The 26,332-nt window shown below is 65.2% G+C and carries 23 protein-coding genes, 1 tRNA gene and 1 riboswitch; of the genes, 10 read left to right on the top strand and 14 right to left on the bottom strand.

Annotated features, from left to right (window positions below; translation table 11 throughout):
• Positions 1–16 precede the first annotated feature (16 nt).
• Positions 17–403 (top strand): hypothetical protein, encoded by a 387-nt coding sequence (locus tag V8J55_RS12410; RefSeq protein ID WP_336445959.1) that lies wholly within the window; start codon positions 17–19, stop codon positions 401–403.
• Positions 404–457: 54 nt separating this feature from the next.
• Here the strand turns inward: V8J55_RS12410 and V8J55_RS12405 are convergent, their stop codons facing one another.
• From V8J55_RS12405 to V8J55_RS12380, 6 genes are all read right to left on the bottom strand, one after another.
• Complete coding sequence (locus V8J55_RS12405) at positions 458–1,210, bottom strand: ZIP family metal transporter (RefSeq protein WP_037515125.1); 753 nt, start codon at positions 1,208–1,210, stop codon at positions 458–460.
• A 70-nt stretch (positions 1,211–1,280) separates the two neighbouring features.
• Positions 1,281–2,465, bottom strand: coding sequence for a serine hydrolase domain-containing protein (locus V8J55_RS12400; protein ID WP_336445958.1), 1,185 nt, complete (start codon positions 2,463–2,465; stop codon positions 1,281–1,283).
• 19 nt (positions 2,466–2,484) lie between these two features.
• Positions 2,485–3,765 carry a cyclopropane-fatty-acyl-phospholipid synthase family protein gene (locus V8J55_RS12395; protein ID WP_336445957.1) on the bottom strand — a complete coding sequence of 427 codons (1,281 nt, stop codon included), beginning with the start codon at positions 3,763–3,765 and terminating at the stop codon, positions 2,485–2,487.
• Between the two features lie 77 nt (positions 3,766–3,842).
• A complete protein-coding gene (locus V8J55_RS12390; protein ID WP_336445955.1) occupies positions 3,843–4,796 on the bottom strand; it encodes a metal-dependent hydrolase in 954 nt (317 codons plus the stop codon).
• 38 nt (positions 4,797–4,834) lie between these two features.
• Positions 4,835–5,872, bottom strand: a complete 1,038-nt coding sequence (locus V8J55_RS12385) for a 2-oxoacid:ferredoxin oxidoreductase subunit beta (protein ID WP_037515120.1) — start codon at positions 5,870–5,872, stop codon at positions 4,835–4,837.
• A complete protein-coding gene (locus tag V8J55_RS12380; protein WP_336445954.1) occupies positions 5,869–7,731 on the bottom strand; it encodes a 2-oxoacid:acceptor oxidoreductase subunit alpha in 1,863 nt (620 codons plus the stop codon). Before V8J55_RS12380 ends, V8J55_RS12385 begins: the two co-directional genes overlap by 4 nt.
• Positions 7,732–7,915: 184 nt before the next feature.
• On the opposite strand from V8J55_RS12380, the gene V8J55_RS12375 reads away from it, so the two are divergent.
• Both V8J55_RS12375 and V8J55_RS12370 read left to right on the top strand, forming a co-directional pair.
• Positions 7,916–8,863, top strand: a complete 948-nt coding sequence (locus V8J55_RS12375; RefSeq protein WP_336445953.1) for an alpha/beta hydrolase — start codon at positions 7,916–7,918, stop codon at positions 8,861–8,863.
• Entirely contained in the window at positions 8,860–9,336 is a 477-nt protein-coding gene (locus V8J55_RS12370) for an RNA pyrophosphohydrolase (RefSeq protein ID WP_336445952.1), read from the top strand. Before V8J55_RS12375 ends, V8J55_RS12370 begins: the two co-directional genes overlap by 4 nt.
• On the opposite strand, the gene V8J55_RS12365 is transcribed toward V8J55_RS12370, so the two are convergent.
• Positions 9,297–9,986: a uracil-DNA glycosylase gene (locus V8J55_RS12365; protein ID WP_336445951.1), complete on the bottom strand. Its 690-nt coding sequence runs from the start codon at positions 9,984–9,986 to the stop codon at positions 9,297–9,299. The genes V8J55_RS12370 and V8J55_RS12365 overlap by 40 nt on opposite strands.
• A gap of 23 nt (positions 9,987–10,009) precedes the next feature.
• On the opposite strand from V8J55_RS12365, the gene folK reads away from it, so the two are divergent.
• From folK to V8J55_RS12350, 3 genes are all read left to right on the top strand, one after another.
• Positions 10,010–10,531 (top strand): 2-amino-4-hydroxy-6-hydroxymethyldihydropteridine diphosphokinase, encoded by a 522-nt coding sequence (gene folK / locus V8J55_RS12360; RefSeq protein ID WP_336445950.1) that lies wholly within the window; start codon positions 10,010–10,012, stop codon positions 10,529–10,531.
• A gap of 43 nt (positions 10,532–10,574) precedes the next feature.
• Positions 10,575–10,650: transfer RNA gene (locus V8J55_RS12355), tRNA-Lys, on the top strand.
• 201 nt (positions 10,651–10,851) lie between these two features.
• Positions 10,852–11,625, top strand: a complete 774-nt coding sequence (locus V8J55_RS12350; protein ID WP_336445949.1) for a class I SAM-dependent methyltransferase — start codon at positions 10,852–10,854, stop codon at positions 11,623–11,625.
• 167 nt (positions 11,626–11,792) lie between these two features.
• On the opposite strand, the gene V8J55_RS12345 is transcribed toward V8J55_RS12350, so the two are convergent.
• Complete coding sequence (locus tag V8J55_RS12345; RefSeq protein WP_336445948.1) at positions 11,793–14,114, bottom strand: TonB-dependent siderophore receptor; 2,322 nt, start codon at positions 14,112–14,114, stop codon at positions 11,793–11,795.
• 130 nt (positions 14,115–14,244) lie between these two features.
• Here V8J55_RS12345 and V8J55_RS12340 point away from each other — a divergent pair, with 130 nt between their 5' ends.
• The 3 genes from V8J55_RS12340 to V8J55_RS12330 are packed head-to-tail and all read left to right on the top strand — an operon-like array spanning position 14,245 to position 16,416.
• Positions 14,245–14,499 (top strand): iron transporter, encoded by a 255-nt coding sequence (locus V8J55_RS12340; protein WP_336445947.1) that lies wholly within the window; start codon positions 14,245–14,247, stop codon positions 14,497–14,499.
• The gene (locus V8J55_RS12335; protein WP_336445946.1) at positions 14,496–16,103 is read left to right on the top strand and encodes a PepSY-associated TM helix domain-containing protein; all 1,608 of its coding nucleotides are present in this window, start codon (positions 14,496–14,498) and stop codon (positions 16,101–16,103) included. Before V8J55_RS12340 ends, V8J55_RS12335 begins: the two co-directional genes overlap by 4 nt.
• Complete coding sequence (locus V8J55_RS12330) at positions 16,093–16,416, top strand: DUF3325 family protein (RefSeq protein ID WP_336445945.1); 324 nt, start codon at positions 16,093–16,095, stop codon at positions 16,414–16,416. Before V8J55_RS12335 ends, V8J55_RS12330 begins: the two co-directional genes overlap by 11 nt.
• 3 nt (positions 16,417–16,419) lie before the next feature.
• On the opposite strand, the gene V8J55_RS12325 is transcribed toward V8J55_RS12330, so the two are convergent.
• Positions 16,420–17,067, bottom strand: a complete 648-nt coding sequence (locus V8J55_RS12325) for a DUF1109 domain-containing protein (protein ID WP_336445944.1) — start codon at positions 17,065–17,067, stop codon at positions 16,420–16,422.
• Between the two features lies 1 nt (position 17,068).
• The gene (locus V8J55_RS12320; RefSeq protein WP_336445943.1) at positions 17,069–17,590 is read right to left on the bottom strand and encodes a sigma-70 family RNA polymerase sigma factor; all 522 of its coding nucleotides are present in this window, start codon (positions 17,588–17,590) and stop codon (positions 17,069–17,071) included.
• Between the two features lie 174 nt (positions 17,591–17,764).
• Between V8J55_RS12320 and galE the strand changes: the two genes are divergently transcribed.
• Positions 17,765–18,781, top strand: coding sequence for a UDP-glucose 4-epimerase GalE (galE, locus tag V8J55_RS12315; protein WP_336445942.1), 1,017 nt, complete (start codon positions 17,765–17,767; stop codon positions 18,779–18,781).
• Here the strand turns inward: galE and V8J55_RS12310 are convergent.
• From V8J55_RS12310 to V8J55_RS12295, 4 genes are all read right to left on the bottom strand, one after another.
• Positions 18,778–19,350, bottom strand: a complete 573-nt coding sequence (locus V8J55_RS12310) for a TMEM165/GDT1 family protein (protein ID WP_336445941.1) — start codon at positions 19,348–19,350, stop codon at positions 18,778–18,780. The genes galE and V8J55_RS12310 overlap by 4 nt on opposite strands.
• 16 nt (positions 19,351–19,366) lie before the next feature.
• Positions 19,367–19,544, bottom strand: a riboswitch (yybP-ykoY riboswitch).
• The gene (locus V8J55_RS12305; protein WP_336445940.1) at positions 19,523–19,744 is read right to left on the bottom strand and encodes a hypothetical protein; all 222 of its coding nucleotides are present in this window, start codon (positions 19,742–19,744) and stop codon (positions 19,523–19,525) included. Its footprint overlaps the riboswitch before it by 22 nt.
• The gene (locus V8J55_RS12300) at positions 19,744–23,982 is read right to left on the bottom strand and encodes a translocation/assembly module TamB domain-containing protein (RefSeq protein ID WP_336445939.1); all 4,239 of its coding nucleotides are present in this window, start codon (positions 23,980–23,982) and stop codon (positions 19,744–19,746) included. The genes V8J55_RS12305 and V8J55_RS12300 overlap by 1 nt, the downstream gene beginning before the upstream one ends.
• Complete coding sequence (locus tag V8J55_RS12295) at positions 23,982–26,282, bottom strand: BamA/TamA family outer membrane protein (protein WP_443030820.1); 2,301 nt, start codon at positions 26,280–26,282, stop codon at positions 23,982–23,984. Before V8J55_RS12295 ends, V8J55_RS12300 begins: the two co-directional genes overlap by 1 nt.
• Positions 26,283–26,332 lie beyond the last annotated feature (50 nt).

Below are 26,332 nucleotides of genomic sequence, written 5' to 3'. Positions count from 1 at the left end.
TTGCGAGGGCGCGGGAATGACCAAGGATATTTTGCGAACGGCGATTGCCGCGGTGATCGGCATCGCCGTTGCGTTCGGGCTGATCTGGCTCGCCCAATATGCCGGCAGCGAAATTTCGCCCGACGTCTATGATCCCGACAGCGGCGAAATCCTGATCCCGATCGGATCTACGATCGCGCTGATCGTCGGCTGGTTTATCGGCACCTTTGGCGGCAGCTGGTTCGCGATGCGCATCTCGGCCGGAACCGGCGCTGGCTGGATCGTCGCCGGCGCGGTGATTGGCGCGGCGCTGTATCGCGCCGTGACGCTCGCCGACGCATGGTGGATCATGGCGCTGGGCGTCGCTGTCCCGCTTGCCGCGGTCTGGCTGGCCCAGCGCGCGGCGAGTATCGTCACCGAATAAAAAACTCGTCTCCGGCCTTCGGGGGGGCTCTCATAGCCGCGAGGCGGATACCCGTCATCCGCCCCACTTGCTCAGCATGAATGCCGACAGGAAACCTATGGCGGCGATCAGACCGCTATAGTCGTGGGTTTCCTCGGTGGCTTCGGGGATCATCGTATCGACCAGCATGGCGAGAATCGCGCCTGCCGCGACCGCCATCACGGCCGCAAGCGTCTCCGGCGCGGCCTCCGCCAGCGCGACGTTGCCGAGCATCGCCGCCAGTCCCGAGGCCAAGGCGATACAGGTCCACACCCCGAAGATATAGGCTGGCCCGCGTCCCGCCCTCTTCATCCCGGCGGCGCTCGACAGACCTTCGGGCACATTGGATAGAAAGACCGCCGCGACTGTGACGGTACTCACCGCCCCGCCCTCGATAAGACTGGCCCCGATGACGATCGATTCCGGTATGCCGTCGAGCAGGGCGCCGACCGCAATTGCCATGCCGCCGCCGCTGTCGGCATGGGGCTGGCTTTCCCTTTGGTTCCAACCCGACCGTTTGCGATGTCGCGCGCCCTGCCGCGCGACGACGATGTTGGCGATGGTGTACATCAGCGTGCCACCGATGAACCCCGCAGCGGTCGCCCCGATCCCGCCTTGCTGCGATGCTTCATCGACCAGGTCAAACGCCACAGCGGAAATCAGAACGCCAGCCCCAAGCGCCATGATTCCGGCGATCAACCGCTGGGGCAGCGTAAAAAAATAGGCAATCAGAGCGCCCAGGATCAGTGCCGATCCGCTGACAAGCCCCCAGAAGCCCGCTTCAATCATCCCCGATGCGTTCGGCCGGGTTGAATGTTCGCTTCAACTTGGGGGGCTACGCGGCTCAGAACATCTCCGTTCATCGAGCACCCGCCCGTGCGGCTTCGTTGTCCACAGCGGCCTGCACGCTCTTGTAGAACGCCTCGCGCGCCGCGCCGACGCCCTCGGGATCGGTCGCGGTCGGCCAGTTGCCGTTCGACGCGATCACCAGCCCCCGCTTCGGATCGATGAAGATGCCCTGCCCGAAGATGCCCTGCGCGGCGAAGCTGCCATCGTCGTTCGTCCACCATTGATAGCCGTAGCCGCGGCCCGGCAGGTCGATCCCCGCCTGCTTCGTCGTCGCGGCGGGAAGCCAGTCGTCGGGCAGCACTTTCTTCCCGCCCGCGACCCCGCCGTTCAGGATGAACTGCCCGAAGCGCGCATAATCCTTGAGACTTGCCGACATGCAGCAGCCGCTGATCTCGTGGCCCGTCGCGCCGAGCATCCACACCGCGTCCTGTTCCATGCCGAACGGCTTCCAGACCTTTTCGGACAGATAGGCCGACAGCGTCTTGCCCGTCGCGCTCGACACCAGAACGCCGATCAAATTGGTCTCGCCGGTCTTGTACACCCACTTCGAACCCGCGGGCGCTTCGCGCGGCAAGGTCTTCATATAGCTGACCGTTATGTCCTCGCCCGCCACCGGCTTTTGCAGGTTGAACAGCGCGACGTCGGACTTGGGATCGGTATAGTCCTCGTTCCATTTGACGCCCGAAGTCATCGTCAGCAGCTGCTTCACCGAGACATCGTCATAGGCCGAGCCCTTGAGGCCCGGGATATAGACGGTAACCTTGTCGTCGAGGCTCTTGATATAGCCGTCCTTCACCGCCGCGCCGACGAGGGTCGAGGTGAAGCTCTTGGCAACCGAAAAGCTTGTCCAGCGGCCCGCGGCGCCATAGCCGAGGGCATATTTTTCGAGGCGAACCTTGCCGTCCTGAACGATGATCAGCCCCGCATTGCGCTGCTTCGCCATATGGGCATCGATATCGCCGAGGTCGATCGGCTTGCCCTGAGGCAGCGGATAGACGGGCCCGCCCGCCTTCACTGTGTTGACGACGACCTTGGGCACCGTCTCCATCGTGCGGAAGGCGGCGTCGCGTTGATCCTGGGTCCAGAACAGCACATTCAGATCCTTTGGCAGTTTATCGATGGTCTCGGTCGGTGCGGGCGCGCTACACCCCGCCGCCGCGGTGCACAGCAGCACCGCCGCCAAAAATCTTCGCATGTACGTCTCTCCCCTGTTTTCAGGCTGTCTTTTCGAGCGTGACTTGCGCAACGTCGATACCGCCGCCGCGAAAGCCCCCCTCGCAATATTGCAGATAATAGCGCCATAGCCGCACGAAACGCGCGTCGAAGCCCGACGGCAGCTGGTCGGCCGCGACCGCCGCATCGAAACGCTCGCGCCACTGGCGCAGCGTTTCGGCATAGTCGCCACCGAACCGCCGCACGTCGCGCCACGCGAGGCCGCGCGCCTCGGCAAGCGCGCGAAAGCGGCTTTCCGAAATCAGGCAGCCGCCCGGGAAGATATAGGCCTGGATGAAGTCGCTGCTCGCGGCATAGCGTTCGAACAGCGCGTCGTTGATCAATATATATTGGATCGCCGCCTTGCCGCCGGGGCGCAGAAGCCGCGCGATCGCGTCGAGATAGGCGGGCCAATAGGCCTCGCCGACCGCTTCGACCATCTCGACGCTGGCGATCGCGTCATACGGTCCCTGCGCGTCGCGGTAATCGCAGATTTCGATGCGCGAGCGGTCCGACAGGTCGACCGCGGCAAGCCGCGCGTCGGCGATTTCGGCCTGCGCGGGCGACAAGGTAATCCCGGTATAGAGCACGTCGTGGCGTTCGACTGCACGCTCAGCGAGCGCCCCCCAGCCGCAGCCGATCTCGAGCAGCCGGCTTCCCGACCGCAAATCGAGCCTGTCGAGGATCGCGTCTACCTTGGCCGCCTGCGCCTCTTCGAGCGATTGCCCGGGATCGGTGAACAGCGCGCTCGAATAATTCATGCTCGGATCGAGCCACAAGCGATAAAAATCATTGCCCAAATCATAGTGGGCGTGGATGTTCCGCTTTGCGCCGCGCCGGTCGTTGCGATGGAGCGCGTGGATCGCCTTGTTCAGCCAGCGCCACGGTCCATGCGCTCGCCCGACATTGCCCAAGGCTTCGCCGTTGCGCATGAAAAGGTCGAACAGCGGCACCGGGTCGGGTGAGGACCATTCGCCGGCTTCCCATGCGCGATACCAGCCCACCGAACCCGACAGCGCCAGCCGCGCGAGCGCGGCCCAGCTGTGGAGATGCACCACCGCAACCGGCCCCTTGCCGCGTCCGCCAAGCAGCCGCACGCTGCCGTCGGGCAGATGGCTCTCGATCGTACCCTGGGCGAGTCCTGCATCGATCCGGTCGAGCATGCGGTGAAAGAGGCTCGCGGGCGCCAGCGCGATCAGCCGCGCCATGCCGCCGCCCGAGCGATAGGCACGGTCGGCGCGGAGCAGTTCCTTACCGCGGCGCGGGCTGACATGCGTGTTCATTGTCACCTTCCTGCCTCAAACGCATCGCGCTGACAATCGGTTGAAACACGCGGCGCCATGACGTCACGCGGGCGCGCTCATTCGGGATGGCTCGCGGTATCGGGGGCGGTCAGGCGGACCTGGAATCGGTCCTGCGCCAGCGGGTGCATGAAACGCTGGTCGCGCAGCAGGATCGCATCGCCATCGCTTTGCGCCACCGGCATGCGCGACCAGAAGAGGAAAGCGCGCGCTGCGGGATCGGCCTTGACCCAGGTCGCGAGGCGCGGATCGTCCATGCCGGTCGGTGCGCCGGTCAGATCGACGCTGCCACCGGCGCCCGGAACGAAGCTTGCGGTGCCGTAGCGGTCGGCGGTCCGCCAGAAGATATCGCGTTTCCAGAAGGCGAGCGGCGGCGGGCTCGCGACGACGAGCGCATCCTTCTGGCCGCCCGCTTCAAGCGCGCGCGAGGCCATGCGCTCGGCGGCGCCGGTGATGACGCCGTTGACGAAAATATAGGCGCACACGGCGGTGAAGCCGATCCACGCCGGGCGCCGCCAGTTCGCCGCCCCGCGCCGCTCGCCGCGCAGCGACAGCCAGAGCGACACGGCAAGCGCGATCCATATCCACAGGTCGATGATGAAGATGCTGTCGCCGTAGAACCAGCGATGGCTGAACGGCTCGAGCAGGCGGATGCCGTAATTGTTGAGCCAATCGAGTGCCGGATGGCTGAGGCAGCCGATATAGGCGAGCGCGAGCAGCCAGCCCTTGTGAACCGGGAGCCGCTCCGCCGGCCTTTTTCCGCGCCGGCCCTGCCAGCGGTCGAAGGCGAGCATCAAGGCCCATAGGATGATCGGCAGTAGCAGCAGCGCGACGGGCCCGTGGGTGATCCCGCGCCGCATCGACAGCGATTCGATCCCGTAGATCGCGCAGGTCGCGTCGATATCGGGCAGGTTCGCCGCGATGATCAACGTCGGCATCGCGAGGCCGGTTTTCTTCTTGAGCCCCATCTGGCCCAGAACCGCGCCGACGAGGCTGTGGGTGAGATTGTCCATCCCGGGCTATAGATCCGACACGCGGTGCCGCGGCGAGATCAGAGTTCGGGTCCGCCCTCGGTCACCGTCCAGGTCTGCCCCTTCTTGAGTAGGCTTTGGAGGTCGGCCGTCTTGCCCTCGGCCGCCGCCTTGTTCTGCCGGACGACATCGGCCTCGAAGGTCGGGCGCGGGTCGTCGTAGAGGACGCCGAGCGCCATCGGGAACTCGCCAAAGCGCATTTCGACGAGCATGTGCGCGACGCTGCGGTTGGTGACGTCGTGGACGATCACCCCCGCGGCCTGCCAGTCGCCGTCGACGACATCGACGGTCTTGAGGTGCAGCGCCTCGGCGTCGAGCGCGATGCCCTTGGTGCCCTTGGCATAGACCATCGGCTCGCCATTCTTGAGCCACAGCTGGCGATCCTCGGCGCCCTTCGGCGCGGCGAAATCTTCGAACACGTCTTTATTATAGACGATACAGTTCTGGAAAATCTCGATAAAGGCCGCGCCCTTATGGGCGTGCGCTGCTTTCAGCACGTTCGGCAATTCCTTCGACACGTCGAAACCGCGCGCGACGAAACGCGCGCCCGCGCCGAGCGCGAAGGCCGCGGGCTGCGCCGGGCGGTCGACCGAGCCATAGGGGGTCGACGGGCTGGTCGTCCCGACGCGGCTGGTCGGAGAATATTGCCCTTTTGTAAGACCATAGATCTCGTTGTTGAACAGCATGATCTGGCAATCGAGGTTGCGGCGGATCAGGTGCATCGTGTGATTGCCGCCGATCGACAGCCCGTCGCCATCGCCGGTGACGATCCAGATGTCGAGGTCCGGGTTGGCGAGCTTCAGCCCCGTCGCGAACGCCGGCGCGCGGCCGTGGATCGTGTGGAAACCATAGGTTTCCATATAATAGGGGAAGCGCGACGAGCAGCCGATGCCGCTGACGAAGACGGTGTTTTCGGGCGTCGTGCCGATTTCGGGCATCGTGCGCTGCACCGCCTTCAGGATCGCATAGTCGCCGCACCCGGGGCACCAGCGGACTTCCTGATCGGTTTCCCAATCCTTGAGCGTCGTCGTCCGCGCGATGGTCGTCATCTCGTTCACTTGAGTGCCTCCTCGATGGCGGCTTCGATTTCGGCGATGGTGAAGGGCTGGCCCGACACCTTGTTCACCGGCTTGGCATCGACCAGATACTGGTCGCGCAGCACCGTCTTGAGCTGGCCGGTGTTCATCTCGGGCACGATCACCTTGTCATAGCTCTTGAGCAATTCGCCGAGATTGGCGGGCAGCGGCCAGATATGGCGGATATGGACATGGCTGACGTCGAGCCCTTCGGCGCGCTTGCGACGCACCGCCTGATGGATCGGCCCGAAGGTCGAGCCCCAGCCGACGACCGCGAGCTTGCCGCCCTCGGCACCGAGTTCGACGACCTGGTCGGGGACCTTGATGCCGTCGATCTTGTCCTTGCGGATATCGGTCATCGCCTGATGGTTTTCGGGCGCATAGTTGATGTGCCCGGTGTCGAGTTCCTTCTCGATCCCGCCGATCCGGTGGAGCAGGCCCGGCGTACCCGGCTTCACCCACGGACGCTTGAGATTTTCATCGCGGCCATAGGGCTTGAACCCGCCCTCGGGCGCTTCGGTGAGGAATTCGACCGGGAAGGCTTCGTAGGTCGTGAGATCGGGCACCGCCCACGGCTCCGCCGCATTGGCGATATAGCCGTCGGTGAGCAGCATCACCGGGGTCATATATTGCACCGCGATGCGCACCGCCTCGATCGCGCATTCGAACGCGTCGCCGGGCGAGCGCGCGGCGACCACGGGCATCGGCGCGTCACCGTTGCGGCCATAGACCGCCTGATAGAGATCGGACTGCTCGGTCTTCGTCGGCAGGCCCGTCGAGGGGCCGCCGCGCTGCGAGTTGACGATGACGAGCGGCAGCTCGGTCATAATCGCAAGGCCCATCGCCTCGCCCTTCAGCGCAATGCCGGGGCCCGATGACGACGTGACGCCCAGCGAGCCGCCATAGCTGGCGCCGATCGCCGAACAGATGGCGGCGATTTCGTCCTCGGCCTGGAAGGTCGTGACGTCATATTCCTTGAGCCGCGACAAATGATGCAGGATCGCCGAGGCCGGGGTGATCGGATAACCGCCGAAGAACATCGGCAGCTTGGCGAGCTGCGCGCCCGCGACGAGGCCGAGCGCGATGCCCTCGGCGCCGGTCAGCGTGCGGTAGAGGCCGGGCGCGACCGGCGCGGGATCGACATGATGCTGTTTGAGCGGCCCCGCGAGTTCGGCGGTCTCGCCATAGGCGTGCCCTGCATTGAGCGCGGCGACGTTCGCGGCGGCGAGATCGGGCGCCTTCGCGAACTTCGCGTTGAGCCAGTCGATCAGCGGCTGGCGGTCGCGGTCGAACATCCAGAGCGCGAGCCCCAGCGTCCACATATTCTTGCAGCGCAAGGCTTCCTTGTTGCCGAGCCCGAACGGCTTCACGGCATCCATCGTCAGCTGGCTGATGTTGAGCTTGAGCAACTGCCATTTCGCGAGGCTGCCGTCGTCGAGCGGGTTCGCCTCATATTTCGCCTTGGCGAGGTTGCGGTCGTTGAACTCGCCCTCGTCGGCGATGATCAGGCCGCCCTGCTTCAATTGCGGCACGTTGGTCTTGAGCGCGGCGGGGTTCATCGCGACGAGCACGTCGGGGGCATCGCCCGCGGTGTCGATCGCCGATGATCCGAAATTGATCTGGAACGCCGACACGCCGAACAGCGTGCCCTGCGGCGCGCGGATTTCTGCGGGGAAATCGGGGAAGGTCGCAAAGTCGTTGCCCGCCAGCGCGGAGGACAGAGTGAATTGACCGCCGGTCAACTGCATCCCGTCGCCACTGTCCCCGGCAAATCGTACAACTACCGCATCCGAAAGGGGGGACTGCCGTTTGTCGGCCTGGTCCACTACCGCTGTCGCCATTATCTCTTCTGCCTCAAATCTTGCGAACCTGTGACATCGGCCTAGGCCGGTGAGCGCCAAGCCGCAATTGAGAAAAAATTGTACCGTGCAAAGCGTGAAGCGCAGGTGAGTTTCATTTCGGGATTGAATTTGCCCCGCCGATCCCGAATAGCATGGCGAAAACAGCGATCAGGGAGAGACGCAGATGACCGACGGCACCACCCATTTTACGCGCCCCGACGTGGCGGCTTTCCTTGCCTTCCTGAATGCGCAGGAAGGCCCGAAGATGGAAGAGATGCCGCCCGAAGGCGCGCGCGAAATGTTTCGCGTGATGGGCCAGCTCGCCGATGTGCCGCGCGGCGAGATCAGGCAGGTCGAGAATCGCACCATCCCCGGCCCCGCCGGTGAGATCGCCATCCGCATCTATGACAATCGCCCGGACCGCGAAACCGGCCCGGTGATGGTCTTTTATCACGGCGGCGGCTGGGTGATCGGCGATCTCGACACGCATGACGCCTATTGCGCCGAGGCGGCACGGCTGCTCGACATGCCCGTGATCGCGGTAGATTATCGTCTCGCCCCCGAACATCCCTTCCCCGCCGCACCAATCGATTGCGAAGCCGCGACGCGCTGGGTCGCCGACAATATCCCCTGCACGGGGCTTGTGCTCTCGGGTGAAAGCGCCGGGGGGAATCTGACGATCGCGACCGCGCTTACGCTGCGCGACAAGCCGGCTTCGAAGCCTGTGATCGCGATCCACCCCATCTATCCCGCCGTGACGACGCACGATGATTGGCAAAGCTATCGCGATTTTGGCGAAGGCCATTTGCTGACGCAGGGCAGCATGACGTGGTTCGGCAATCACTACGCCGCCGACCCCGCCGACTACCGCGCGTCGCCGCTCGATTTTTCGGCCGAGGGTCTGCCTCCGACGCTCCTGATCACTGCCGGGCTCGACCCGCTGCGCGACCAGGGCCGCGCCTATGCGGCGAAGCTGATCGAGGCCGGGGTGCCCACCACCTATCGCGAGGCGGCGGGCACGATCCACGGCTATATCAACCTGGCGCAGGGGATTCCGAGCGCCAAAGAAGATATTCGCGGGGCATTGACCGTATTGAAAGCGATCGTCGCCGAAGCTACCGGGGCGGCATGATCGATCATAGCTCCCTCCCCTATCGCCCCTGCGCGGGCGTCATGCTCGCCAATCGCGACGGCCGCGTCTTCGTCGGCCAGCGGCTCGATACGTCGAGCGAGGCGTGGCAGATGCCGCAGGGTGGGATCGACGATGGCGAAGATGCCGAGCAAGCGGCAATCCGCGAACTCAGCGAGGAAACCGGCGTCCATGGCGGGCTGGTCGAAATCATCGCGCGCAGCCGCGAGGAATATTTTTATGACCTGCCCGACCATCTGATCGGCAAGATGTGGGGCGGTAAATATCGCGGCCAGCGCCAGCACTGGTTCCTGATGCGTTTCATGGGTGAGGATGGCGACGTCAACATCCACACCAAGCATCAGGAATTTCGCGCGTGGAAATGGGCCGAGCTGAACGAGATCGAGAAGCTGATCGTCCCGTTCAAGCGCGTGCTTTACCGCGGGCTGGTCGAGGAATTCGGCCCGCTGGTCTGATTCTTCAGCGCCAGCGCGGTCCGGAAGACATCGGCGAACATTTCTGGCGTCAGCCGCCCGGTGTTCGTGTTGTAGCGCGAGCAGTGGTAGCTATCGATCAGATGCCGTCCATCGGGCAGCATATGCACTGCGCCGTGGCCGAAGGGGGAGCCCGCGAGGCGGGCGCCCGCCGCCCTTAGCGTGGCGTCATGCGCGATCCGTCCTAACGCGATGATCACGCGAACATTCGGCAACGCTGCCAACTGCATCTCGAAAAACGGCCGACAGTTCGCGATTTCCACCGGTGTCGGCTTGTTCTGCGGCGGCAGGCATTTGACGCTGTTGACGATAATCGCGCCGTCGAGCGTCAGCCCATCGTCGATCCGCGCGTCGTAAGCCCCCTTACTCAGCTCGAACTCGGCAAGCGTCGCAAACAACAGATCGCCCGCATAATCGCCCGTGAAAGGCCGGCCGGTCCGGTTCGCGCCATGCTTGCCCGGCGCGAGTCCCGCAAAAGCGAGCCAGGCGTCGGGATCGCCGAATGCATGGACCGGCGCGTTCCACCAATCGGGGTGCTCAATTTGACATTCGCGCCGCAAAGCAACGAGCCGCGGACAGCGCGGGCAGTCACGCGGCGGCTCGGTTCCGGGTAATGGGCTGTCAATTTCCACGCATCTGCGATAGGCGCTGCGCCATGAGCAACGCAATGCCGCTTCCCCTCTATGCCATCGGGCTCGGATCGAATCGGCGCCATGCGCGGTTCGGCGACCCGCGCGCGGTGCTGCTCGCCGCGCTGGCGGCGCTGGAGAGTGCCGATATCGAGGCAGTCGACGCGAGCCCGATCATCGCGAGCGACCCGCTCGGCCCGTCGCGCCGGCGCTACGCGAACGCCGTCGCGCTCGTCGCCTCACCGCTCAGTCCGCCCGAAATGCTCGCACGGCTGCAGGCGATCGAGGCGAGCTTCGGCCGCCGCACCGGCCAGCGCTGGAGCGCGCGGACGCTCGACCTCGACATCCTGCTCTGGTCGGGCGGCACCTGGTCCGACGGCGCGCTCACCATCCCGCATCCCGCCATTGAACAGCGTGCGTTCGTGCTCGGCCCGCTGCGCGCGATCGTCCCCGAATGGCAGCATCCGCTGCACGGCCGCAGCGTCCGTCAACTCGCCGCGCGACTTTCGCGTCCGAAGCCGGTTGACCGGGACGCATCGGCGCACTAGGGCGACGGCTCACTTCGCAAGCCCGCTTCGACGGCGCCGCGATGGGCCCTTAGCTCAGTCGGTAGAGCAACTGACTTTTAATCAGTAGGTCGCTGGTTCGAACCCAGCAGGGCTCACCAATTTCAAGACAAACGACCGCAACAGCTCCGGCGCGATGTTCTCGACCGTTCGCCTTTGCGAGATCGTGATTTGGTGAGACGCTGCAAGTTGATAGCGCGCCCAAGCCCTGCTTTCGGTCGGCCTTCCGCTTTCGAATTTCACTGCCATTGACCCGGACAATCGCACCAACTACTCGACGACTTTCCGAAAGAGAGGTCCATGTGTCCGAAGATTTCACGTCCCCAGATTCCGCTTCGCACATCCAGCATCGTAAGCTGAAGGCGTTCGCGAGGAACACCCTCAGCGCGCTTAACCTCAATCTGACCTACGCCTTCTCACCGGGGCTGTCCTTTTTCGGCCTGAATATATTTCGCGACCCCCGCCCCGGTCCGATCAAATATCGCGCGCTCTATGCGCTGGACCACGTATTGAAACGGCAGCCCAAGGCGGTCCTCGATGTCGGGTCTGGAGGCGGCGAACATGCCAGGCGATTCAAGGAAAGCGGCAGCCGAGTCGTGTGCATCGACCTGGGAACCTCGGTCTACGCACGCAGCAGGACCGAAGACGGGATCGAAATCGTCAACGCCGACTTCAATCGTTACGAAAGCGAAGAACGGTTCGATCTGGTTTGGGCATCCCATGTGCTGGAGCATCAGCAAAACGCGGGCGAGTTCATCTCTCGCCTGATCGAAAATTGTGCGCCCGGCGGATGGGTTTGTATCACCGTTCCCGATCCGCACCGGGGGCTTTGGGGTGGCCATGTCTCGCTCTGGACGCCCGGCCTGCTCGCCTACAACACGGTTTTATGCGGCGTCGATCTGTCGGATGCGGAGTTCGTGCGCGGCTCCAACGAATTTTCGCTGATCTTCCAGCCGCGCAAGGTCGATCTTCCCAAGCTCAGCTACGACTATGGCGACCTCGACCTGCTGGCGCCCTACCTACCGGGCATGAAGGAAAACTCTGATCCGTGGAAGGTCGGTTACCGCAACGTCTGACCACTTTCATCATGTGATCACCGCGGTGGTCGCTACCCCATAATTCTGAAGTCGCTGACCAAGGCGGAACAGATAGGCTTCAGCTGGCAAACGAACAGCCGGCTTTCGGATCGCGCTATCCGAAAGCCGGCTGTTCGCCTCTTCGCCCGGTTCAACCGGACGATATCTCACCACTTATAGCGCAGCGACCCCACGACCGTCCGCGATGCGCCGAAATAGCAGCTGTTCGAGAAGAAGCAGGACGACACATGCTGCTTGTCGAACAGATTCTGCGCGTTCACCGCGACGCTGAGGCCGTCCAGCGCCGGGCTGGCATGGCCGAGGTCGTAGGCGAGCATCGCATCGAACAGCGTAAAGCTCTTCGTCTTGAACAGTTCGAAGGTCGTCACGCTGTTCACGACCTTGTAGCTCGTCGAGCCGAAAGAACCTCCAACAGAGCGGAAACCCGCGCCGAGGCTGAGGCCGCCAAGCGGGCCCTCGCCCGCACCGCCGCGGCCGAAGTCGTACGACAGGAAACCCGATGCCTGCCATTCGGGCACGCCGAGCGGGACGGTGCCCGTGGTCGAGGGCGTGCCGGTGGTGCCGAGCCGGGTGAGCGTTGGAGCCGACGCGGCAACCGCGGGCGCGCCCTGCGTGATCAGCGCATCGGTGTAGGTGCCGGCAAAGATGATATCGAGTCCGGGGCGGAGTTCGCCGCGCGCTTCGAGCTCGACGCCGCGCACGCGCGTTTCGCCGATCTGGATCTGCGAGTTTGCCGGGCGGCCGCCGGTGCCCGCGAGCGGATCGCCGACGGGAACATTCTGCCGCTTCAGTTCGTAAGCCGACAGGGTGATGAGCGCATTCAGGCCGCGCGGCTGATATTTCAGTCCCGCCTCATACATATTGCCCGTGGTCGGCGAGAAGGGATTGCCGAGATAGTCGGCGCCCGCCTGCGGTTCGAAGGATTCGGTGTAGCTCACATAGGGCGACAGGCCGAATTCGAACTCATAGAGCGCGCCAAAGCGCATCGTGAAGGCGCTTTGCGAGAGCGGCGTCAGCACGCGGTTCTTCTTGTTGAGCGTGCGCTGGTCATAGGAGTCCCACCGGCCGCTGGCGATCAGGTGGAGCCCGCCGATTTTCACCTGGTCCTGGATATAGATGCCGGTCTGGTCGCGGGTGGTATAGCTGTTCGTGTAGGCGGGTGAGAGCAGCTTCAGGTCGAGGCTGGGGATGCCGACGCCATATACGGGCGCGTAGAGGTTGAGGTTCGGGATGCTCGTGAGCGGGTTGGTCGTCTGGCCGGTATTGAACTGCTGGAAATTCTCGCCGGTGATGCGGAGATAATCGAGGCCGACCAATATGTCGTGCTCGATCCCCGCGGTTTCGAACTTCGCGTTGAAGCTGCTGTCCATCGTCAGCGTGTCGAAATCCTCGTCGGCGCCGCCGCCGCCGCGGATGATCGTCGAATAATCGGTGTTGATGTTGAGGCCGGTGCCCGTCGTCGCAAAACCACCGACGTAAAGCTGGCGGTAGCTCAGCTTGTTGTTCTGGAACCGGACGTTCGAGCGGAACGCCAGATGTTCGTTGAACTCGCGCCGGAACAAGAGCGCGACCGATTTCTGCTTGTGGTCGTAGACTTCATAGGCCGGATCGCCGGTGTTGAGATGATATTCGATCGGGCCATTGGGGTTCAGCAGCACGCTGCCATAGGCTGGCACGCCCGAATAGCCGCTGCCCGATGGCGCGTGCTGATAGGATGCGATGAGCGTGATATTCGTCTGATCGTCGGGCGCGAAGGCGATCATCGGGCTGATGTGATAGCGCTCGCTCTCGGTGCGCTTGGTGAAGCCGTCGGCCTTCTGCCACCCGCCGACAAGACGCACGCGCCACTTGCCCTCGGCATCGAGCGGCTGGTTGATGTCGCCGACGAAGCGCAGGCTGTCATAATTGCCGACCTGCGCCTCGAAACGGCCGAACGCTTCGGCTTCGGGCTTCTTGCTCGACAGGTTGATGAGGCCACCCGGGGTGCCGTTGCCATAGAGGACCGAGGCCGGCCCCTTCATAATGTCGATCTGCTCGATGCGGTTGAAATCGGTCTGCGGGGTCGAATAGGGGCCCGCGATCAGTCGCATGCCGTCGAGGAAAAAGCCGGGCGAAAAGCCGCGCAGATACATCTGGTCGTAACGCGACACCGTGCCGCCGCGCTGGTTCGCCGCGACGCCGGCGACATAGCCCACCGCCTGGTTGAGCGAGATCGCATTGCGGCGCTCCAGCTCTTCGCTGTCGATCACCGTGATCGTCTGCGCCGTTTCGATCAGCGGGGTTCCCGTCTTGGTCGCCGACGAGACACTGGCTTCGCGGAGGCCGGTTACGACGATCGTCTCGCCCGCCCCGCCGCTCTCGGCCGCGTCTTCAGCGGCCCAGGCGGGCTGCGCGCCCACAAGCATCGCCGCCGCGAGCGCGGCACGCGACAGATTCGACCGCATTACGGCGCGCGAATTCGACTTCATGTTAACCCCTTATTGCTATTGCTACAGATTCGCAGTTGCAACTAGTCGCATAATCTGTTTAGGGCAAGCCGAAGCCGGACGATTGACGATGAAGGGGAAAATGGCGGGCTCATCTATCGCGAACGGCCGAATGGCTGCGCGGGCATTCACCGCGATCGTCGGCGGCTATGCCGCGGCGGCAGGCTTCGTTTCGCTCCTCGCGCGGATCGCACCGATCAACCGCGCCGAGGCGACGATATGGGCGATGATGCTGTCCTTCCTTGTCTATGCCGGCCTCATCCTATGGGCCTTTCATGAAACCCGGCTTGCGCGCGTCGCGGGGACCATTTGGGGCCTCGCGTTCGGGTCGGCGGGATGCCTGTGGCTGCTGGGGCCGGCGCTATGAGCAAAGCGGCATCGAACGCGGCGACGGGCGTTCGCCAGTCGATGGCGTGGATCCACGGCTGGCTCGGGCTGCTCGCAGGGTGGATCCTGTTCGCAATGTTCCTCACCGGCACCGCGAGCTATTTCCGGCCCGAAATCACGCGCTGGATGCAGCCCGAGATCGACCTGCGCCCGGTCACGGCCGCGACCGCCGCGGACACCGCGGTTGCGCACCTGCAAAAGGTCGCCCCGACCGCCGAGCAATGGTTCATCACCCTGCCCGATGCGCGCACGACCGCGACACGCATCTTCATCCGCGAGCGCCCGAACCCCGATCCGAATGCGAAGCCGGCCCCGCGCCGTCCCGAACTGCGACTCGACCCGGCAACGGGCGAAGAAGTGACGGCGCGCGACACGCGCGGCGGCGAGCATTTCTATCGCTTTCACTTCCAGCTCCAGATTCCGCATCCGTGGGGGCGCTGGCTCGCCGGGCTCTGCGCGATGGCGATGCTGACGGCGATCATCTCGGGCGTCATCACGCACAAGCGCATCTTCGTCGATTTCTTCACGCTGCGGTGGAGCAAGGGGCAGCGCAGCTGGCTCGACGCGCATAATGTATCGGCGGTAATCGCCCTGCCCTTCCACGCGATGATCACCTACACCGGCCTCATCACGCTGGTGGCGATGTATATGCCCTGGCCGATCCAGGCCAATTACAAGGACCCGGCGACCTTCGAGACCGCCGTCTTCGGCGCCGAGCCCGACGCCGAGGCAACGGGGCGCCTTGCCGCGCTGACGCCGGTTGCGCCACTCGTCGCCAGGGCATCCGAAGAATGGGGCGGCGGCCGGCCCGCGACGATGGTTGTCCGCAATCCGAATGACGCGACGGCCACCGTCACCCTGTACCAGAGCGCGAAGGATCGGCTCAATGCGCGCGGCGGATCGATCGTCTTTTCGGGCGTCGACGGGCGGCGGCTGTCGGCATCCCCCCCTCCCGGCCCGGCTGCCGAAACGAGCGGGGTCATGCTCGGCCTGCACATGGGCAGCTTCGCCGGTCCCGTGCTGCGCTGGACCTATTTCCTGCTCGGACTTGCGGGGACCGCAATGGTCGGCACGGGGCTCATGCTGTGGACGGTGAAGCGCAAGCGTCCGGGCGCGGAACCCTTCTTCGGAATCCGATTGGCCGAACGGCTGAACGTCGGCGCGATCGCCTGCCTTCCCGCGGGCATGGCGGCGTTCCTCCTCGCCAACCGCCTGCTACCCGCCACGCTGCCAGCGCGCGGGGACGTCGAGGTGAGCATCATGTTCTGGACATGGTTCGGGCTCGCGGCGCTGGCCTGTGTGCGGCCGATCCGCCGCGCCTGGACAGAAACGCTGGCGATTGCCGCGGTCGCCTTCCTTGCGCTGCCGCTGGTCAACGCGCTCACGACCGATCGGGGGTTTGTCCGATCGCTCGCGAACGACGACTGGCTGTTCGTCGCGTTCGATCTCGCCATGCTTGCGACGGGTGCATTGCTCGGTTTTGCCGCCTGGCGGACAGCGCAAAAATCATCGCGCCCGGTTCGGAAACCCCGCCCTGCAGCGCGTCCCGCCAACCCGTTGCGCGAGGCCGTCGATGCGCCTTGAGCCGGCCCTTCTCTCATACGCGTCTCTGGCGTGCCTTGCGTTGAGCACCCATCGGCTGCGCCGCGACGCCGCGTTCGCGCGTCTGCCGACTGTCGCCACTCTGCGCGCATTCGCCGTGGTGTTGCTCATTCTCGCGGCGTGGCGCGCGGTCCATGACTTCGGTCCCTATCAGGGGCCCGTCGCCTTCATCGGCATGGTCTCGATCGCCGGACTGCCGCTCGTGCTGCTACTTTCACGCTGGCCGAGGGGGGCGCTGGTCACAGGGCTCGCCACCGCGGCGGTGGCGCTGGGCATGTTGATACCCCTCGGCTGACGCTTACCAGCGCAGGAAACGGGGCAGGGTCAGCCGACCCGCGATCGCCGAGACGGGCACCGCAGACGCATGCCAGAGCGTGATGTGGACCAAGTCGTCGCTCGAGCACAGCAGCGCGATGATCGTTGCCCCGGCCGCGCCCGCCGCAACCCCGATCACCCAGCCCGCGCGCGTCGGCGAGGTCGGCGCGCTCGCCCTGAGCCAGAGGAACAGCGCCGCCCCGACACCCAGCCCCGAAACCACGCCTTGCGCGAGGCAATGAATGTCGAAACCGCGCCGCGCGGCTTCGGCGGGGTCATGCGCCTCGCCGAAGAACACGAACAGCGCCGCGAGCGGCAACGCCAGCAACGCGCCGACCGCCCAGCGCCAGCCGCCATAGTCGCGCCCGACGCCGGGCAGCCCCATGCGCAGCGCGCTCCATGTGGCGGCGACACCCGCCGCGGCGAGCAGCCAGAAGGCGAGCATCGAAAGCGGCGGCATTACGCCGGTGGCGAGATCGTGCCGCCTCCCGAACAGCCCGACCAGCAACGCACCGACGCCCAGCCATCCGGCCGCGACCCACAGCGACCCGCGCACGACGCGCCGCGGGCGCACGGGTTTCAGGTCGTCGGCCAGGCCGTCGATCAAATCGTCGATCGATGCGTCCTTCATCTCACTCACTCTCAATCAGTTCGGCGAGCTTCTTGAGCCCGCGATGGATATTCACTTTGACGAGCGATTCGCTCTGCCCCGAAATCTGCGACGCCTCGGCGATCGAGGCGCCTTCGATCTTCACCAGCGTGATCGCCTGCGCCTGCCCCGGCGGCAGTAACGTCAGCAGATGATCAATGCTGAGCTTTGCGTGCACCGCCTCGTCCCCGGCACCGACCGCGGCGTCATTATCGCCCAGCTCGGCCTCGTCACGCTGGCGGCGGAGCATGTCGATCCAGCGATAGCGCGCGATCGCCGCAAGCCACGGCAGGAAAGCCCGACTGCTATCCCATGTCGCGAGCTTGCGATGCATCGACACCAAAGTTTCCTGCACCAGATCGTCGATATGGTGCGGCGCAATCCGCCGCGCGAAATAGCGGGTGAGCCATTTGCGGCAATCGCCGAGCAACGCGCGATAGGCCGCGCGGTCCCCCCGCTGCGATGCGGCCATCAGGCGCGCCAGCGAAGGTTCGTCGATGCTCAATTGGCGGATCCTGACAAAAGCAGATGACGGCGTTTGATGACCTGTTCGCCGATATCGCCGCGAAGGTTACACGAAAAGCGGCACATGGCCGACGGACAATGATTTGGCAGGATGTCGCGGATAGAATAGGTCCACCCGCGACGGTCGCTGCGCGCGCATGGAGATGATCGAGCAATGAATATTCTACTGACGGGCGGTGCGGGTTATATCGGCAGCCACGTCGCAGCACCGCTCGTGGCGGCGGGCCATCATGTGGTGTGCTTCGACAATCTGTCGAACAGCGACCCGTCGGTTATGACGCGGCTGGAAGCGATCACGGGCGCCGCCATTCCGCTGGTCCAAGGTGATATCCGCGACGGCGATGCGCTGCGGCGCGTGATGCAGGATCATTCGATTGAGTCCGTCATTCATTTCGCCGGACTCAAGGCCGTCGGGGAATCGGTCGCCGAGCCGATGAAATATTACGACAACAATGTCCGCGGCACCTTGTCGCTGCTCGAAGCGATGGCCGATTGCGGTGCGAAGACGCTCGTCTTCTCGTCGAGCGCCACGGTCTATGGCCAGCCCCAATATCTGCCGCTCGACGAGAATCACCCGACCTCGGCGACGAATCCCTATGGCCGCACCAAGCTGATGATCGAGGAAATGCTCGCCGACGTCGCCGCCGCCGATCCCGATTGGCGGATCGCGATCCTGCGTTACTTCAACCCGGTCGGCGCGCACGACAGCGGGCTGATCGGCGAAAATCCGAACGGCATTCCGAATAATCTGATGCCCTTTGTCAGCCGCGTCGCCGCCGGGCGGCTGAACGAGCTGTCGGTGTTCGGCAACGATTATGACACGCCCGACGGCACCGGGGTGCGCGACTATATCCATGTCGTCGACCTCGCCGACGGCCATGTCGCGGCGCTGGCCGCAATCGCGCAGGCCGACCAGCCGCTGTCGATATGGAACCTCGGCACCGGCCAGGGCTATTCGGTGCTCGATATGGTCGAGGCGTTCGAACGGGTGAACGGGGTACGCATCCCCTATCGCATCGCGCCGCGCCGCGACGGCGATGTCGCAAGCTGCTTCGCCAGCCCCGACCGCGCCGCGCGCGAGCTGGGCTGGACGGCGAACCGCGACCTCGACGCCATGTGCTCGTCGAGCTGGAATTTCGAGCGCACCCTCGCCGGGCGCAACGCCGACTAGCCGATCCAGCCAGCAGTCTGCACGAGCACCCACAGGCCGATCACGAGGAAAAGGCCCGCAGCGACCTTGCGAACTTTCGCCAGATCGACGCGCTTGAGCAGTTCGTGGCCGAGGAAGATCGCGGGCACGTTGGCGATCATCATGCCGAGCGTGGTGCCCGCGGTGACCGAGACGATGTCGTGATATTGCGCGCCGAGCGCGATCGTCGCGACCTGCGTCTTGTCGCCCATCTCGACGAGGAAGAAGGCGACGAGCGTCGTCAGGAAGGCGCCGAACCGCGGCTTGGGCGCGTCATCGTCCTCGAACTTGTCGGGGATCAGCGTCCAGGCTGCCATCCCCACAAACGACAGGCCGATTGCATAGCGAAAGACCGGGCTGTCGAGGAAAGCGGCGGCCGACGCGCCAAGCAGCGCCGCGAGCGCATGGTTCGCGAGCGTCGCGAACAAAATGCCGAGGATGATTGGCACCGGGCGGCTGAACCGCGTCGCGAGCAGGATCGCGAGCAGCTGCGTCTTGTCGCCGACTTCGGCGAGCGCAACGATGGCGGTCGAGGTGAACAGGGCTTCCATGGGGTACTCCGGGGCCGAGCGGCTTCGCGATTCCAATAGACATCGAACCCGCCGCCCGGCCCGGACGAAGGTCGATGCCATTGGTCTCGCCCAAGCGGTCTCCCGCTTCCACCGCACCACGACCTCTCGGCCGAGTATGTTGACACGGTGGCCCGTCCCAAAGGACGGCTGGCTACTCCCCAGATGACGGAGGCGCGTTAGACGGCTTGGCCGCGGGTTGCAAGCCTTCCGATGCCGCGGCTGCGGCGGCGTCGGACTTGGCGATGTCGGCATCCATCGCCTTCGCGCGCGCCTCGATCTCCTTCGTGGCCTTGTCGTAGCGTTCCTCGAAACGCGGCTCGTCCTTGCACGCCGCGAGCAGCAGCAACGGAACGAGCAGGACGGCGGCGCGCATCAATAATCCTTGCGGTAACGGATACTGAGGTTCGATCCGCCCGATCCGCCCGCCTGGCTGAGCAGCGACAGCGCCGGGGTCAGGCTGATCTCGAGCTGCGTCGCGGTATAACCACGCGCGTCGGTGATCACCTCCAGATAGATGTCCTTGGTGATATATTGCCCGGCGGCCAGCGCCGCGCCGCGCCCGACGGTGTCGTCGGGACCGAGCACGCGCAGCCGGTCGATCCCCGTCGCCGACTGGAGCGAGCCAAGCGGGCTCAATCCGCCGCCCCCGCTGCTCAGCGTATTGAGCGACGAGGCGAGTTGCACCGCCTGCAGCGGCGACAGCGTCGTGATCGAATCGCCGAACAGGATGCGCGAGACGATTTCGTCTTGCGGCAGGCCCGGAACGCTCGAGAAGGCGATCTGCGGATTGCTCGCGCGGCCCGTGACGCTGATACTCACCGTCACGGTCTCGATCGTATCGCTCGCGAGCAGGCGGATCGCGGGGTCGAAGGCTTCGCCCGTCGGGAAGGTCACCCTGCCCTCCTGAAGTTCGAACGAGCGGCCCGCGAAACCCAGCGTGCCGCGTACCAGCTCGATTTCGCCCGTGACGCGCGGGTCCTGCGTCGTACCGCGCAGCACGACATCGGCCTTCCATTCGGATTCGAGCCCCATGCCACTGACATAGATTTCGTCGGGGGCCTTCAAGGCGATATCGAGGCGGATGAGGTCGAACAGGCTGCCGCCGACCGCTTGGAGCCCGTCGCCGCTGATCCGCTGGCGGCCCGCGGGCGGCTTGCGCCTTACCCCGGTGAGCACCGGAACCTGCGCCGCGCCTTCGCGAATGATGCGATAGCGCGTTTCGGGAAGGCGGAGGCTGCCCGACAGGAGCGCGGTCTGCCCCGCGACCTTTTCGAGCGTCAGATTGCCCGTCGCGCGCGCGGCGATATTCTCGCTCTTGGCAAGCCGCGCATTGTCGAGCGTCGCCGAGATGTTCATCGGATAGCCGTCGGCCGAGGCGAGGCTGATAAAGCCCTTGGCCTGGACGGTGCCGTCGCCGGCGGTCGCGGTGAGCTGCTCGATCTCCAGCCGGTTCCCGGTGAAGCGCCCGTTCACGACCATATTGGTCAGCCGCGTGCCATAGGTCTGGTTTTCATAGACCATGTCCTTGCCGCGAACGACGCCCTGCAAGCATGGATCGGACACGCCGCAGCTGAAATCGGCAGCCACCGCGATCGGTCCCGACACATGCTGCGTCGCGGGGCCGAAGAAGGAATAGAGCGTGTCGGCGGGGCCGTTGTAGCGGATGCCGCCACCCAGCGGCGCCGCCATCAACCGTTCGGTCCAGCCGCCCGCGCCGGGGCCGAGCGGTCGCAACGACGCCTGCAGCCGCCCGATGACGCTGCCGCGCTTGCGCATCACCGCGCGCGCTTCGCCGCCGTCGGCGAGCAGCTTTCCTGCGAAATTGACGTCGACCGGCTGGCTGACCGACGCCGCGGTGGTGCGCGTGAAGTCGGTGATCGTCAGCCGCGCGTCGGCGCGCGGGAAGCTGTCCGAATTGGCCTGTTCGAAATCGATGCTGCCCGTCGCGCGGCCGCCGAGCCCCATGTCGGGATAGACCGCGTTGAGGATCGCCATGTTGACGCGTTCGAGCCGGCTCTGAAGCATGATGCCGTCGCCGAAGCGTCCCGCAATCCGCGCGCGGCTGCCGCGGCCGAGGGTGATATTGGTCGGTAACAATTCGTAGCCGTCGGCGCCGGGGATGATGCGCGCGGGCGTCGTCGTGCGGAAGTTGATCCCGGTTGCGCGCCCCTGCACCGCGGCGCGCCAGAGTTTGGGCTGGAGATCGGCGTTGGCGGCGATGCGGAACGGCACGCCGCTGGTGCCCTCGACCAGCGCCTGCGCGCGACCGGCACCGCCTCGATAGTCGATCTTCACGCGTCCGACCGCAATGTCATAGTCGCGGATCTGCGTGTCGGCGATCTGGATATCGGCGACGATATGCGGCGTGTCGTAGAGCGTCACATCGGCATCGACGATCGCCGAGCCGACCGCGAGTTTCGCCGCACCGGGGAGCACGACATCATTGGCGCGGACGTTGATCGCCGCGGCCTGATATTTTCCAGCGGCGGTCAGGCGGACGAGACCGCCAAGCCCCTGCCCCGATGCGTTGAGCTGGCCGACGAAGGGCCCGGCGTCGCTCTTCACCAATCGCCCATTGAAACCGATCCCCGACAGGTCGCCGCGTTCGACATCGATGGTGAGCGGTCCCGACGCGGTCAGCAGCACGACGTCGGCCGACAGCGGACCATAATCGGTGTCTCCGGTCGCCGCGAGGCGATAGCCGTTTTTCGCGCCGTTGATCTTTGCCACCAGATTGGCGAGCCCGATGCCGAGTCCCGGACGCGCGGCGGTTACGACCGCGCGCGGGTCGGTGATCGTCCCGGCAAGCTGGACCCCGACGGGGCCATAGTCGGTCGAATTCGCCCGCGCCGTCAGCCGGATCTGCCCGTTGGGCGCATAGCTCCCCTGCCCGCCCGTGACCCGCAGCCGCGGCGCCGACATGCGCAGATTGGCGAAGCGGATCATGCCGTCGGTGCCATAGCGCACGTCGCTCGACGCGGTCGCATTGCCGCCGAGGAAATCGCGCACGCCGGAGTTGAACAATTTGGTCGAACGCGCACGGACGCGGCCGACGATCTCGAACCCGCCGCGCGGCGCGGTTTTCAAATCGGCATCGGTGTCGATGTCGAAGATGCCGACGCTTTCGATGCGATAATCGTTGATCCGCCCGTCGATCGCCCCCGTGTAGAAGCCCTTGTTGAGGTCGGCGATGATGATCGCCTTCGCATCGATTCGCGGCGAGCGGAGGCGCAGATTGTCGCTGAGGATGCGGCCGTTACTGTACGCAAGGTCGCCCTCGAGCCGCACCTGCACCAGCGTTCCGCCCGCGACGGTATCGAGCCCGCGTATGCGCGCCGCGCGGCCCGCGACGGGAATCACGATCTGGTCGGCATCGACGCGCGCCTTGCCGGCAAGCGAGATTTGCTCGACGATGATATCGTTGAAAGCAAGGCTGTTGGCGTTTGCTTGATATTCGACCGTCGGCAGCGCGAAAGCGCCGTCGAGCGTCGCGGTGGCGCGGAGGCCATTGGCGCGCACCGCGGGAGCGATCGCGCCCGGCCGCAAGACATTGGCTGCGAGTTGCAGCCCCTCATAGCGGCTGGCGCCAAAATCGACGCCGCCGCTTATCCCGAGTTGCGCGGCATCGGATGACAGCCGCCCGTCGATATCGGCCTTGCGCTCATTCAGCTTCGCCGTGAGGTCGATCGCCGTCTCGGTGCCCAAAATCTCGCCCACCGGCCCGTCAGCGAACAGCCGCGAAGCTTGCGCCACGCCTTTCGCAGTGAAGGTGCCGTCGCGCCCTGTCAGCGCCACACGCGCGAGCGGCGCCGCGCCGAGGTTCGCGGTCAGATTGCCGTTCCACACCTTCCAGTCGCCGCGCCCGTCGAGCTTCGCCGTCAACGTTTCTTTGAACCCGCCCATCGCCGCGAGCACGCCGCCCTGCGGTGCGGTGACGTCGAGTTGGACCGCGAGCCGGTTCGCCTCGGGCACCGCGTCGAGCACCAGTTTCAGTGCATCGCCCTGTCCGCCGCCGCCGGCGATCGTTTCGGCGTTGGCGGTGACCTGCGCGCGGCGGTCGGCAATCGCGATCTTGCCGTTCAATTTCGCGACCTGGCGCTCACCCGCCACCGGAGGCTCGAAGACGAAACGATCGACACGCACCAGGCCGACGTCGATATCGAGATCGGGGAGCAGCGGCTCGCCAGTGTCGGGAACGACCTTGAACTCGGGCAGCTTGCGCATCGTCATGGTCGCGGCGGTCACCGAACGGACATCGACATGGTTCGCGAGATAGCGGATCGGCCGCCAGTCGACCCTGACCTCGGGCGACGCGAGGAACACACCCTTGGGGTCCGACAATGTGAAATTGCGGATGATCATCTGGCCATAAAGCGACCCGTCGAGCCGGCCGATGCCGATCTTCATCCCGTTTTCGAATTCATATTTCTCGATCTGGGTGACGACGAAACGCCGTCCGGCGTCGCTGTTGAGGCCGACGAGAAACAGCGCAAACAGCAGCACAAGCCCCAGAAGGGTCAGCCCGATCCAACGCAATATGGTCAGCGGCCACGAACGCGAGGCTTTCGCCGGTGCGGCTCCGTCTTCGGCGAAGGGCGCGTCGTCGGCCATCAGAACGCCTGCCCGATCGAAACATAGACGCTGACGCGCGCCTCACCCGGCTTGCGCCCGATCGGGGTCGCGATGTCGAACCGCATCGGGCCGAAGTTGGTGTAATAACGCGCGCCGATACCCGCACCGAAGCGCAGATTCTGGAAGGTCGGCGCCGAGGAACGATAAACTTGCCCGGCGTCGACAAAGCCGACGACACCGAAATTGCCGAAGCGATAGCGCGCCTCGAACGCCGCCTCGGCGACGCTGCGGCCGCCGATCGGATCGTTGTTCGGATCCTTCGGCCCGAGTTCCTGATAGCCGAAGCCGCGCACCGAGCCGCCGCCGCCCGCGTAAAAGCGCCGCGACGGCGCCAGCCGCTCGCGCGCCGCGCCGAGGATCGATCCGACACGCACGCGGCCCGCGACCACGATGCTGTCGGTCACCGGATAATAGCCGCTGACGTCGGTCCGAAGGCGCGCATAGGGCGAGAAGCGCCCGGCGAGCGAACCTTCGGGCTGGATTAACGATGTGATGCGAAAGCCCTTCGTCGGGTCGAGCAGGCTGTCGGTGCGATCCATCCCGACCTGCCCCGTCAGCCCGAGAATGGTGTAGAAATCATAGGACCGCGTACCCGTCGTGAAATCATAGTCATCCTCGCGTGTCGCGATCAGTTCGGCGCCATAGGCATAGGTGAATTTCTTCTGCCAGATCGGGGTCGAGTCATAGCTGACGCGCACGCCGACGCGGCCCGTGATCGCATTGAACGCATCATAGTTGCTGCGTTTGACCTCGGTGACGAGCTCCATGGTACGGTCGCGGCGGCCGGCGTTCGAGCGGCGCAGCGTCGCCCCGATCCCCTGTTCCTGCGTGCCCAATACGCCGCGGAAGGTCAGCGCGCCTTCGGGTGGGAACAGGTTGCGGTGCGTCCAGCTGCCTTCCAGCCTGATGCCTTCGCCCGTCCCGTAACCCGCGCTCGCCGCCAGTGTACGCGGCGGGCCGGCCTGCTGCGTCACCAGCATCGTCACATATTCGGTATCGTCCCCCGCGCTTTCGCCCGTCGGCTGCGGTTCGGCGGCGACGGTCGCGAACAACCCCGTCGCGACCAGTGCCTGGCGAAGATCGTCGACCATGCGACTGTCGTAGAGGTCGCCGCGCTTGAAACGCGCCAGCACCTCGACATGCTCGGCATCGAACGCCAGGTCGCCCGTTGTCTCGATCCCGCCAAAGCGCGACCGTTTCCCGATATCGACCGGCAGCGTGTAGACGCCGTCCCCCGTCGCGCCGTCGAGCAAAATGTCGCGCTGTCCGACCTTCGCAAAGGGATAGCCTTCCTGCGGCAGCTTGAGCGCGATCGCGGCTTCGGCGCCCTGGATCCGCTGCGCGACGATCGGTTCGCCGACCGCGAGCGGGAAATTGTCGGCGATCAGGTTCGGCGGAATCGTCGGCGCGGCATTGATGCTGATATCGGCCAGCGTGTAACGCTTGCCCGGCTTCACATCGATGACCGCGGTGATCGACCGGCGCTGGCCTTGCTGGCCTTCCTGCCCTTCCTCGCGCTCGCCGCGGTCGATCCGCGTATCGACGACCGCGTCATAATAGCCCTCGGACGCGAGGACGCGGTGCATCAGCTCGCCGTCGGCGGTCAGGCGCGCACGGATCATCGCAGTATTGTCAGCCTTGCCGTCGCCGTCGTAGAGCGCCGACAGGTCGCCGAACAGATCGGCGAGATCGACGTCGGTACTGTCGTCGGCGGCGCTCAGCCCGTTGACCTGCACCGTATAGGCGACGCTGACATTATCCTTCTCGGCCTCGGCCTCGGCGAACTGGACCGGTTCGACGTCGAAGTTTTCGAGCGGCGGCAGCGGTGCCGCGAGTTCGACGTCGCTGATCGGCGCGTCGCCGATCGCCTCGACGGTGTCGCCATCGGCGAGTGCCGGCACAGGAATGCCATCGACCTGCGGCGGCTGGGCTTCGACCGTCGCTTCTGCGGAGCCCTCGGCGACCGGTTTTGTGCCTTTCGCGGCCTCGGCCGCCTGGCGCTTTTCGAAATCGGCGATCGATTCCAGCGGGCGATCGAGCTCGGCATCGTCCTCGGCGCTGATCGGCGGGATCGCCTTCTCGAACTCCTCATCCTCGATGATCGGTGCCACTTCGGGCAGCACGGCATCGGGCGGCGGCGGCGATGGCGCCGCGATCGGGTCGGTCTTGGTGGTTTCGACGGTCGGGACCACCTTCGGCGGTTCGACTTGCTGCGCATGGGCAGCGCCGGCCCAGGCGAGGCAGAGAAAGGACGATGCTGCGATCAATAGCGGCCGCATCCGCGAGGAACGGCGGCCTGACGATATACAGGAATTTTCAGATTTTTTCA

This window comes from Sphingopyxis sp. CCNWLW2 (assembly GCF_037095755.1).
Lineage (GTDB): Bacteria > Pseudomonadota > Alphaproteobacteria > Sphingomonadales > Sphingomonadaceae > Sphingopyxis.
The sequence above is the reverse complement of the archived record's forward strand: the minus strand, read 5'-3'. Positions and strand labels throughout refer to the sequence as shown.

Coding starts and splice junctions, on each gene's coding strand:
- V8J55_RS12410 (WP_336445959.1), top strand. CDS start 17: ATGACCAAGGATATTTTGCGAACGGCGATTGCCGCGGTGATCGGCATC.
- V8J55_RS12405 (WP_037515125.1), bottom strand. CDS start 1,210: ATGATTGAAGCGGGCTTCTGGGGGCTTGTCAGCGGATCGGCACTGATC.
- V8J55_RS12400 (WP_336445958.1), bottom strand. CDS start 2,465: ATGCGAAGATTTTTGGCGGCGGTGCTGCTGTGCACCGCGGCGGCGGGG.
- V8J55_RS12395 (WP_336445957.1), bottom strand. CDS start 3,765: ATGAACACGCATGTCAGCCCGCGCCGCGGTAAGGAACTGCTCCGCGCC.
- V8J55_RS12390 (WP_336445955.1), bottom strand. CDS start 4,796: ATGGACAATCTCACCCACAGCCTCGTCGGCGCGGTTCTGGGCCAGATG.
- V8J55_RS12380 (WP_336445954.1), bottom strand. CDS start 7,731: ATGGCGACAGCGGTAGTGGACCAGGCCGACAAACGGCAGTCCCCCCTT.
- V8J55_RS12375 (WP_336445953.1), top strand. CDS start 7,916: ATGACCGACGGCACCACCCATTTTACGCGCCCCGACGTGGCGGCTTTC.
- V8J55_RS12370 (WP_336445952.1), top strand. CDS start 8,860: ATGATCGATCATAGCTCCCTCCCCTATCGCCCCTGCGCGGGCGTCATG.
- folK (WP_336445950.1), top strand. CDS start 10,010: ATGAGCAACGCAATGCCGCTTCCCCTCTATGCCATCGGGCTCGGATCG.
- V8J55_RS12345 (WP_336445948.1), bottom strand. CDS start 14,114: ATGAAGTCGAATTCGCGCGCCGTAATGCGGTCGAATCTGTCGCGTGCC.
- V8J55_RS12340 (WP_336445947.1), top strand. CDS start 14,245: ATGGCTGCGCGGGCATTCACCGCGATCGTCGGCGGCTATGCCGCGGCG.
- V8J55_RS12335 (WP_336445946.1), top strand. CDS start 14,496: ATGAGCAAAGCGGCATCGAACGCGGCGACGGGCGTTCGCCAGTCGATG.
- V8J55_RS12330 (WP_336445945.1), top strand. CDS start 16,093: ATGCGCCTTGAGCCGGCCCTTCTCTCATACGCGTCTCTGGCGTGCCTT.
- V8J55_RS12325 (WP_336445944.1), bottom strand. CDS start 17,067: ATGAAGGACGCATCGATCGACGATTTGATCGACGGCCTGGCCGACGAC.
- galE (WP_336445942.1), top strand. CDS start 17,765: ATGAATATTCTACTGACGGGCGGTGCGGGTTATATCGGCAGCCACGTC.
- V8J55_RS12310 (WP_336445941.1), bottom strand. CDS start 19,350: ATGGAAGCCCTGTTCACCTCGACCGCCATCGTTGCGCTCGCCGAAGTC.
- V8J55_RS12305 (WP_336445940.1), bottom strand. CDS start 19,744: ATGCGCGCCGCCGTCCTGCTCGTTCCGTTGCTGCTGCTCGCGGCGTGC.
- V8J55_RS12300 (WP_336445939.1), bottom strand. CDS start 23,982: ATGGCCGACGACGCGCCCTTCGCCGAAGACGGAGCCGCACCGGCGAAA.
- V8J55_RS12295 (WP_443030820.1), bottom strand. CDS start 26,282: ATGCGGCCGCTATTGATCGCAGCATCGTCCTTTCTCTGCCTCGCCTGG.